The organism is Kitasatospora sp. NPDC051914, assembly GCF_040680995.1.
Classification (GTDB): domain Bacteria; phylum Actinomycetota; class Actinomycetes; order Streptomycetales; family Streptomycetaceae; genus Kitasatospora.
Genome location: NZ_JBFAXX010000131.1, coordinates 1 through 7,377, shown reverse-complemented (window position 1 = coordinate 7,377; position 7,377 = coordinate 1). Strand labels below are relative to the sequence as shown.

The 7,377-nt window shown below is 72.6% G+C and carries 7 protein-coding genes and 1 pseudogene; 4 read left to right on the top strand and 4 right to left on the bottom strand.

Annotated elements, in window-relative coordinates; all coding sequences use genetic code 11:
* Positions 1–223: helix-turn-helix transcriptional regulator (locus tag AB0M03_RS38930; RefSeq protein ID WP_363501329.1), on the top strand; the 223-nt coding region annotated here is incomplete at its 5' end.
* 116 nt (positions 224–339) lie between these two features.
* On the opposite strand, the gene AB0M03_RS38925 is transcribed toward AB0M03_RS38930, so the two are convergent.
* Positions 340–2,118, bottom strand: a complete 1,779-nt coding sequence (locus AB0M03_RS38925) for a serine/threonine-protein kinase (protein ID WP_363501326.1) — start codon at positions 2,116–2,118, stop codon at positions 340–342.
* 443 nt (positions 2,119–2,561) lie between these two features.
* Positions 2,562–2,720, bottom strand: coding sequence for a hypothetical protein (locus tag AB0M03_RS38920; RefSeq protein ID WP_363501323.1), 159 nt, complete (start codon positions 2,718–2,720; stop codon positions 2,562–2,564).
* On the opposite strand from AB0M03_RS38920, the gene AB0M03_RS38915 reads away from it, so the two are divergent.
* The 3 genes from AB0M03_RS38915 (at position 2,719) to AB0M03_RS38905 (ending at position 6,002) form a co-directional block, all read left to right on the top strand.
* Positions 2,719–3,525, top strand: coding sequence for a sensor domain-containing protein (locus tag AB0M03_RS38915; RefSeq protein ID WP_363501320.1), 807 nt, complete (start codon positions 2,719–2,721; stop codon positions 3,523–3,525). The genes AB0M03_RS38920 and AB0M03_RS38915 overlap by 2 nt on opposite strands.
* Positions 3,522–5,342, top strand: coding sequence for a DNA/RNA non-specific endonuclease (locus tag AB0M03_RS38910; RefSeq protein WP_363501317.1), 1,821 nt, complete (start codon positions 3,522–3,524; stop codon positions 5,340–5,342). The genes AB0M03_RS38915 and AB0M03_RS38910 overlap by 4 nt, the downstream gene beginning before the upstream one ends.
* A 165-nt stretch (positions 5,343–5,507) precedes the next feature.
* Entirely contained in the window at positions 5,508–6,002 is a 495-nt protein-coding gene (locus AB0M03_RS38905) for a hypothetical protein (RefSeq protein WP_363501314.1), read from the top strand.
* Here AB0M03_RS38905 and AB0M03_RS38900 read toward each other — a convergent pair.
* Both AB0M03_RS38900 and AB0M03_RS38895 read right to left on the bottom strand, forming a co-directional pair.
* Complete coding sequence (locus AB0M03_RS38900; protein ID WP_363501311.1) at positions 5,913–6,533, bottom strand: transposase; 621 nt, start codon at positions 6,531–6,533, stop codon at positions 5,913–5,915. The genes AB0M03_RS38905 and AB0M03_RS38900 overlap by 90 nt on opposite strands.
* Positions 6,530–7,068 (bottom strand): annotated as a pseudogene (locus tag AB0M03_RS38895) (winged helix-turn-helix domain-containing protein). Before AB0M03_RS38895 ends, AB0M03_RS38900 begins: the two are co-directional and overlap by 4 nt.
* Positions 7,069–7,377 lie beyond the last annotated feature (309 nt).

The following is a 7,377-nucleotide window of genomic DNA, read 5'->3' as shown; positions in this document are numbered from 1 at the left end:
GCACCTGGTGCGCGCGTTCAGCGCCGCCTTCGGCATCGCACCCCACCAGTACGTGATGTCCCGTCGCGTCGACCTCGCCCGCCGACTGCTGCTCGGCGGCCGGCCACCCGGCGAGGTCGCGACCGCGGACGGCTTCTACGACCAGTCCCATCTCACCCGGCACTTCAAGCGCGTCCTGGGCACCACCCCGGGCCGGTACGCCCGTCCCGGCCACGGCAGTTGAGAGCACGGATCGCCCCCGGCGCATCCAGCCGGCGGTGTGCCCACCCGGGCCCGATAGCCGCGGCGCGGAGCCGGGCCGGGCCGGACGTCCCCAACCGGAGCGGGAGCACCGGCCGGTCAGGACGGGACGGCGGCCCGCAGCCGGGGAGCGTACTCGGAGGACGGCCGAAGGGCGTCCGCCCGTCGGCCCTCGCTCTCCCACCTGCCGGTGTGGTGCGCGTGGATCCTTTCGGCGAAATCGGTGAGCCCGTGAACACGGCCCAGGACGCGGACGCAGTCCTCCACGAGCCCGGTGCACAGCCAGGCGGCCTCGGCGCGCCGCCCCGTCGCCCCCAGGTTGAAGGCGTGGTAACAGCGGGCGACGAGGGTGTCCCGCGGGTATCGGCCCAGTACCCGGACACAGGAGTCGACGATGGCCTCGTACCGGTGGGCGGCGCCCTTCCGCTCTCCCGACTCGCCCAGGGCGTAGGCCTGTTGGCTGCGGACGACGAGGGTCTGCGGGTGGTCCCGGCCCAGCACCCGGACGCAGTCCTCCACGAGTGCGCTGCTCAGCTCGACGGCCCGGAGACGGTCCCCCGCCTCCCCGACGTAGTGGGCGTGCCGGCTGCGGGCGACCAGGGACAGCTGATGGGTACTGCCCAGTGCCCGGACGTGGTCGGCCACGAGGGCGGTGTGCAGCCGGACGGCCGCGGCGCGGTCACCCGCGTTCCAGAGGTGCTGGGCGTGCTCGCCGCGGACGGCGAGGAGGTCGGGGTCGTCGGGGCCGAGCAGCCGGGCGTGTTCCCGGACGAGTTCGGCGAACCGCCGGCTGGTGGTCCTCGGATCGGCCGAACCGGCGGCCTTGCGGGCCGCGACCAGCTTCCGGCGGAGGTCGAAGTGGGCCCTCATGATCGCGACCGGATCGGCCAGGACGGTCGGCGGGGGCTCACCGGCGGCGCCGGAGAAAGTGGTGTCGGCGGAAGCGGCCCTGGTCCACTCCCGTGCGGTCCCGGAGGCCGTCACGGGCACGGCAGTGAGCGTGGTGTCGACGTGGACGGGCACGGTGGGCGGGTAGGCGAGCCGGACGGGCACCGCGCCGGCGCGGCGGCCGGTCACCACACCGCGGAGGCGGTCGCGGACGTCGTGGGCGGTCTCCGGCCGCCGCCGCGGGTCCTTGTGCAGCAGGTCGGCGACGAGCCGGTCCAACTCCCCGGGGATGCCGGCGCACAGGCTGCTCGGTGCGGGGGCCTCCTGCATCAGGTGGGCGAGCATCATGGCGGCGAAGTCGCCGTGCGGGAAGGGGGCCCGGCCGGTGAGCAGCTCGTACAGGAGGCAGCCCAGGGCGTACAGGTCGGCGCGGGTGCCGCCGGCCTTGCCCTGCAGGCGTTCGGGGGCCATGTAGGCGGGGGTGCCGATCATCCGGCTGGCCTGGGTGGTCGCCGACACGGCGCGGGCGATGCCGAAGTCCAGCAGCTTGAGGCGCCCGGCGCCGGTGAGCATGACGTTGGCCGGCTTGAGGTCGCGGTGCACCACCTTGCCGTCGTGCGCACACGCCAGGGCCTCGGCGATCTGGGCGGCCCAGTCGACCGCGACGGCGAGCTCCGGGATGCCGTCGCTGCGCAGCACCTGGCTGAGGTTCCGTCCGGCGATCAGCTCCATGACCAGGAAGACCGTGCCGTCGCCGTCGGTACCGATGTCGTGGACGGTGACGATGCCCGTGTGGCTGAGGCTCCCCGCCGTACGGGCCTCGCGGAGGAAGGTCTCGGCGCTGTCCGCCTCGTCCAGCAGGTCGACGGTCTTCACGGCCACCGTACGGTGGATGACGGTGTCCCAGCCGGTCCACACGACACCCATGCCGCCGCGCCCCAGCTGCTCGCGCAGCTCGTACCGACCCGCCAGCACGCGCCCCGCCGCCATGGCCGTCCCCTGTCCGTTCCGCCCGGCGCCCGTTCCGGTGCTCTGGTGTTCCGGTGTTCCGGTGTTCCGGTGTTCCGTCCGGAGTGTTCCGGGGCCATCCTGCCGCGGATCGCGGTGCCGACAGGAGCCGTGCACGGTTCTGATCGGATTCGGGAAACGAAACGACACGGGAGGTCGCAACCGGCCGTGCCGGTCAGCCGCGAATCGTCCCCACGAGGGTGCAGGCGTACTGGTCGGGGCGTGGATCGACGAGGTGCCCGCGGGGCCGGTACCGCCACCGGGCGGCCCTCCTCCCCGCGAGGCGGAACGGTCGCCGTCCCGGCGTGACGACCGGTCATACGTGGCCGGTGCCGTGGCCTGGGCCCCGATCGGCGCCGACGCCACCATCACGTGTCGGGGCCGCACCTCCGAAGCCCGCAGCCGCACCGGATCCGACGTCCGAGTCACCGGACGTGCCGGCGCCCCAGCGATGAGGCCGACCACTGCTGTTCCTCCTCACCGCCTCGTGCCGCCGCCGACCCGCGTCCGACGTGCCGTGCCCGCGGCGGCTCCAGGGCTTCGAGCAGCGCCAGCAGGAGCACCACGACAAGGGAGCGAAGCATGACGGACGATCACCGGAACACACCCCCTGCGGAGACACCGCCCACCCGGCAGCAGACCCCGGAGGCGGTGCCGTCGCAGCAACCGGCTCCGCCGCTCGCGCCTCCACGAGGCCCGGGTACGCGCGGGCTCGCCCGAGCACTGCGCCACTGGCGGCTGTTCCTGGCCGCGGTCGTGCCCTGCCTCGTCCTGGCCGTCGTCGGGTGGTGGATCTGGCCGCAGCAGCCGACGGGCCTCCCGCCGCACATCGCCGCGGGTACGGTCCAAGCGGACCTCCTCAGCCCTGACGGCGCCGGCCGACTGGCCGGGACGACGCTGGTCGCCGGCCCCCGGTCGAACCGGCCCCACGCCCCGCTCGCCGTGTCGCCGCCGGACTGCGCCGTCGCGGTGGGACCGACGACCCAGTCGGTCTACGGGCAGGCGTGGACCGCGTTCCTGTCGGCGACCTACCGGGACGCCGAGGGCACGGGCGCCCACACCGTGAACCAGGTCATCGGCGTGTTCCCGGACGGCGAGAAGGCCGGCGCGGCCTTCCGGACCCTCACCGACGGTCTCGCCAAGTGCCCGTCCTCGACCCGCACCGACCAGGCCGGCCGTACCACGAAGTGGGCCTACACGGCCCAGCCCCCCACCCCGGTCGCCGTCGCGTGGACGGCGGCGCAGGACGGCAGCGCGAAGTGGGCCTGCCACCACCAGGCGCGGGTGAAGGGTACGAGTCTGCTCCAGGTCGCCGTCTGCCAGGCGGGCGACGGCCAGCCGACCGCCGCGAAGCTCGCCGACGCGCTCACCGGGAAGGTGAGCGGATGACCGCGCACCCGCACCAGCCGGCCGCCCGCTGCCGGCGCACCGTGCGGCATGCCGTCCTCCTGGTGCTGGCGGCGGTCCTGGTGCCGATCGTCGGCACGGGAACGCGGGCGAGCGCGACCACCGGTGCCACGGCCGTCACGGCTGCCGCGGCTGTCGCGGCCCGGCCGGGCACCGTCGCCCCCCTGGTCCCGTTCGGGGGCATCGAGGCCGCCTCGGCGGCCCTCGCCCGGGAGGTCGAGGACTTCAACCGGCAGGAAGCGGAGCTGGCGCAACAGGCGAAGGACGTGGTCGCCGAGGCGGAGGAGATCACCAAGAACGCCGCCGCCCTGCGCAACGACACCGCGGCCCTCACCACCAGGACCGCTGCCGTGGAGCAGAAGAGCAGCAGCTTCAACGCGCGCGCAGCCGCCCTGTCCGCCAGGATCAACGCCCACAACGGCAAGCCGCACACCTTCCGGCTGCCCGCACAGGCCGCCGCGGCCAACGCGTACGAGGCCGAAGCGAGCCAACTGAGGGCCGAGCAGGCCCGGCTCCAGGCCGAGAAGAGCAGCCTCCAGAACGAGCGGACCCAACTCGAGGAGGAGCGGTCCAGGCTCAACTCCAGGCAGTCCCGACTCACCGCCGCCTCCACGGCCCACGACGCGAAGGCCGGCGCGCTCCGGAACAAGGAGCAGCAGCTGCAGTCCCGGGGCCAGCAGCTGCTCCAGCAGATGGCCCAGGCCGTCCAGGGCCTCGTCGAGGATCCGCCGGACCCGGCGGCGACGATGGACCAGGGCGGTGACGCGGCCGGTCCGCCGCAGCACGACGACCAGCCCGAGGGCCAGGGAGCCGACACCGCCGACAGCCCGTCCAGGCAGCCGCAGACCTCCGCCCTGAAGGCGTACGCGAAGCAGACCGGCAGCACGGTCGACCTGCGCCCGGGCACGGCGTACCTGACGCCCGAAGCCGTCGGGCGGCTCCCCGCCGCACAGGCGGCGCAGCTCGGCAGCCCTTCCATCACCTACGACGGGCTGGTCCGCAAGCCCGACGGGCACTACACGGCGCTCCGGGTGCAGACGCCGGAGGCGGCCACCGCAGCCCCGGGGCAGGAGGCCTTCAGGACCGCCCTGACGCGCCGCGGCCAGCTCGTCGCGTACAGGCCCGGCACGAAGCTGATCATCGACGAGTTCAAGCCCGTCCCCGCGGCTCCGAACGTCTCGGACCCCGGCGCCGGGACCCCGCCGACCCCTCCGGCCGGCGAAGCCGCCTGCCTGGTCAACAAGCCGCCCTCCAGGAGGGACAGCGGCGGCGGATGGATCGTCAACACCACCCAGGCCGTGGCCCGCCGCAACAAGATCGCGGACCCGACGGGCCCCTCCGGCACCCGGGCTGCCACGGCGGAGGCCTGTCTGACGAAGCCCCTGGGCGGCGGGACGGACGCCGCCGGCGACATCACCGGCTGGGAGGACGCGAGGACACAGGCACCCGGCGGCGGCCTCGCCCGCTGCCACCTGATCGCCAACGTCCTCGGCGGGAGGGGCGGCACCCAGGCGGACTGGGCGAACCTCGTCCCGTGCTGGCAACTCGGGATGAACATCAAGGGAGTCAGCATGCGGCACTACGAGATCCTGGTGAAGAAGGTGGTGGACGCGCTGCCCGAGGGGGCCGCCGTGCACTACGTGGTGACGCCCCTGTACCGGGACGCCACCAGCACGATCCCGCAGGGTGCCAGCATGAGCGCCACGGTCCAGCTGCCCAACGGTGCGTCATGGCCCGTCTTCTACACGACGAGTCTCGTGAACGTCCCCCACGACAACGGGCCCAACCTGGGGAACTGAGACCGGCGCCGCGCGCTGATCCGGCAAGATCCGCCGGACAGGCGACAGCGATCCCGTCACCCCGCTGCCTCCCCCCGCCGGCCGGTCGGGGACGTCACACCTACTGAACTTGAATGAGTGTTGTCGGGCTGGCGAGGTCAGCTGCTGACCCGCCAAGATGTGCGCGTGACGGAGCGTGAAGCGGATCTGGTGGCCTTGTTGCGCGAGCTCGATGATCCCGAGTGGCTGGAGTGGCCCCGGGACTACGACCGTGGCGCGACCGGCGCGCTGTTCGGAGACCTTGTGTCGCGGCTCGAGGACGACTTCGCCACGCGATGTGCGACCGAGCGAGACGCCCAGGACTCCAGTGAGTACGGGCGTGTCACCGTACCGGCAGATGCGACCGTGTGCGGGACTCGGATCGTCGTCTGCGTGAGCAAGTTCGGGTCGCTGGCCCTGGTCTGCGCGGATAACCCCGGTGCCTTCATAGGCACCGGGGAAGCACAGGCCGAGGGCGAGTCGGACGCCGCGGATCTGGGCAGGGCCAATCGGGCGTTGGCCGACCTCGGGTACGCGATCGTTCCCGAAGAACTACTGGAGTGCGACTACGACGGGCCGAGCCAGCTGCCCGGGCACGTCCAGCGGCCCAGCTGGTGGCATCGCTTCTTCGGCAGCTTCTGACGACTGCGTCGCGAGGGACAGGCCGGTGCCAGCTAGGCAGCCGTCGACCAGGTCCGGGCGGTACTGGATCTGCTTGAGCCTGCGCTTGACGGCCCGGGTGATCTGGCCGAGGTCGGCTGCGGCGAGGTTGCCGATGTCGCGCTTGACCAGCGACCAGATCCCCTCCTGTGGGTTCAAGTCCGGAGAATAACTCGGAAGTTGGAAGACAGTGAGCCAGTGGGCGTGGTCGGCGATGAACTCGCGCAGCGGTTCGACCAGGTGCATGCGCAGGTTGTCCCACACGAGCACGATCGGGCCGCCGAGCTGGATGTGGGCCCTGACCAGCAGGTCGCGCAGGTCGCGCCAGCCGATGCCCTTCGGCTCGCCCTTGCGGCCCCGGTACTCGCGGACCGAGTAGAACATCCGGGATTGCTTCCCCGGCTTGTAGCAGGTCAGCCCCGCCATGGACACCCGGCCCGAGCCTCGGCCGCGCACCCGGACCACCGGAGTGCAGCCCTTGCGTCCCCAGCTCCTCGCGCGCGGCGGCGTCATCGACTGCCCGGCTTCGTCCTCGAAGACCACCCAGGCGTCGCGCTCCGCCGCGGTGCTCTTACCAACGGCCAGGTCTCCTTCTTCCAGACCTCGACCGCCGCGTCGTCGCGTTCGATCGCCCGCCGGGCGGGCTGCTGCCAGGACCAGCCGTGCCGCCTCAGCAGGCGCCAGGCGCCTTCCACCGTGTAGCTCACGTGGAACGGTCGGCCGATCAGCGTCTTGATCCGTGCCAGCGTCCACCGCTGGTCCGCCCAGCCGTGGGCCAGCGGTCCGCGCTCCAACTCCCGTTCCAGCCTGGTGATCTGCGCTTCACTGCGACTCGGCCGCCCTGGCGATCCCTTCGACAGGACGCCGGCCTCGCCCTGCTCGCGCCATTTGCACCGCCACCGCTCCACCGATCGTTCGCTCACCCGCAACGCGGCAGCGATCCCCAGTTCCTCTGTCCGCTCTCGAAGCGTTCCACGGCCTGCAGCCGAACCCGCTCCCGCGCGGCCCTCCCGGCGTCGGTCAACCCGCCGCCCTGTGCGTATCTCACTGTCCAGGGCTACCGGAACGGCCCTGCCGCCGTCAGGCGAACGGCTCCGACATCACCCAATCAAGTTCAGTAGTCAGGAAAGTCGGCAAAAGGTCAGCATCGATCCGCTCAGGCCCTGCCGCACCAGCCCAAACATGAGAATCCGCGCCGCGGAGGCTGCGCGTCTTCCAGGCGGTGATCACGGCGCCGAGGAGCCTCTGCCGCTCGGCGCCGTGGGTTGCGTCCAGGGAAGTGGTGTACGGGTTCCACCCGTTCCGGGGGTTTCGTCCCGGTAGCGGGTGTCGCCTGAGAACGTAAGACGGCCACCGG

Coding starts and splice junctions, on each gene's coding strand:
- AB0M03_RS38910 (WP_363501317.1), top strand. CDS start 3,522: ATGACCGCGCACCCGCACCAGCCGGCCGCCCGCTGCCGGCGCACCGTG.
- AB0M03_RS38920 (WP_363501323.1), bottom strand. CDS start 2,720: ATGCTTCGCTCCCTTGTCGTGGTGCTCCTGCTGGCGCTGCTCGAAGCC.
- AB0M03_RS38900 (WP_363501311.1), bottom strand. CDS start 6,533: ATGACGCCGCCGCGCGCGAGGAGCTGGGGACGCAAGGGCTGCACTCCG.
- AB0M03_RS38915 (WP_363501320.1), top strand. CDS start 2,719: ATGACGGACGATCACCGGAACACACCCCCTGCGGAGACACCGCCCACC.
- AB0M03_RS38925 (WP_363501326.1), bottom strand. CDS start 2,118: ATGGCGGCGGGGCGCGTGCTGGCGGGTCGGTACGAGCTGCGCGAGCAG.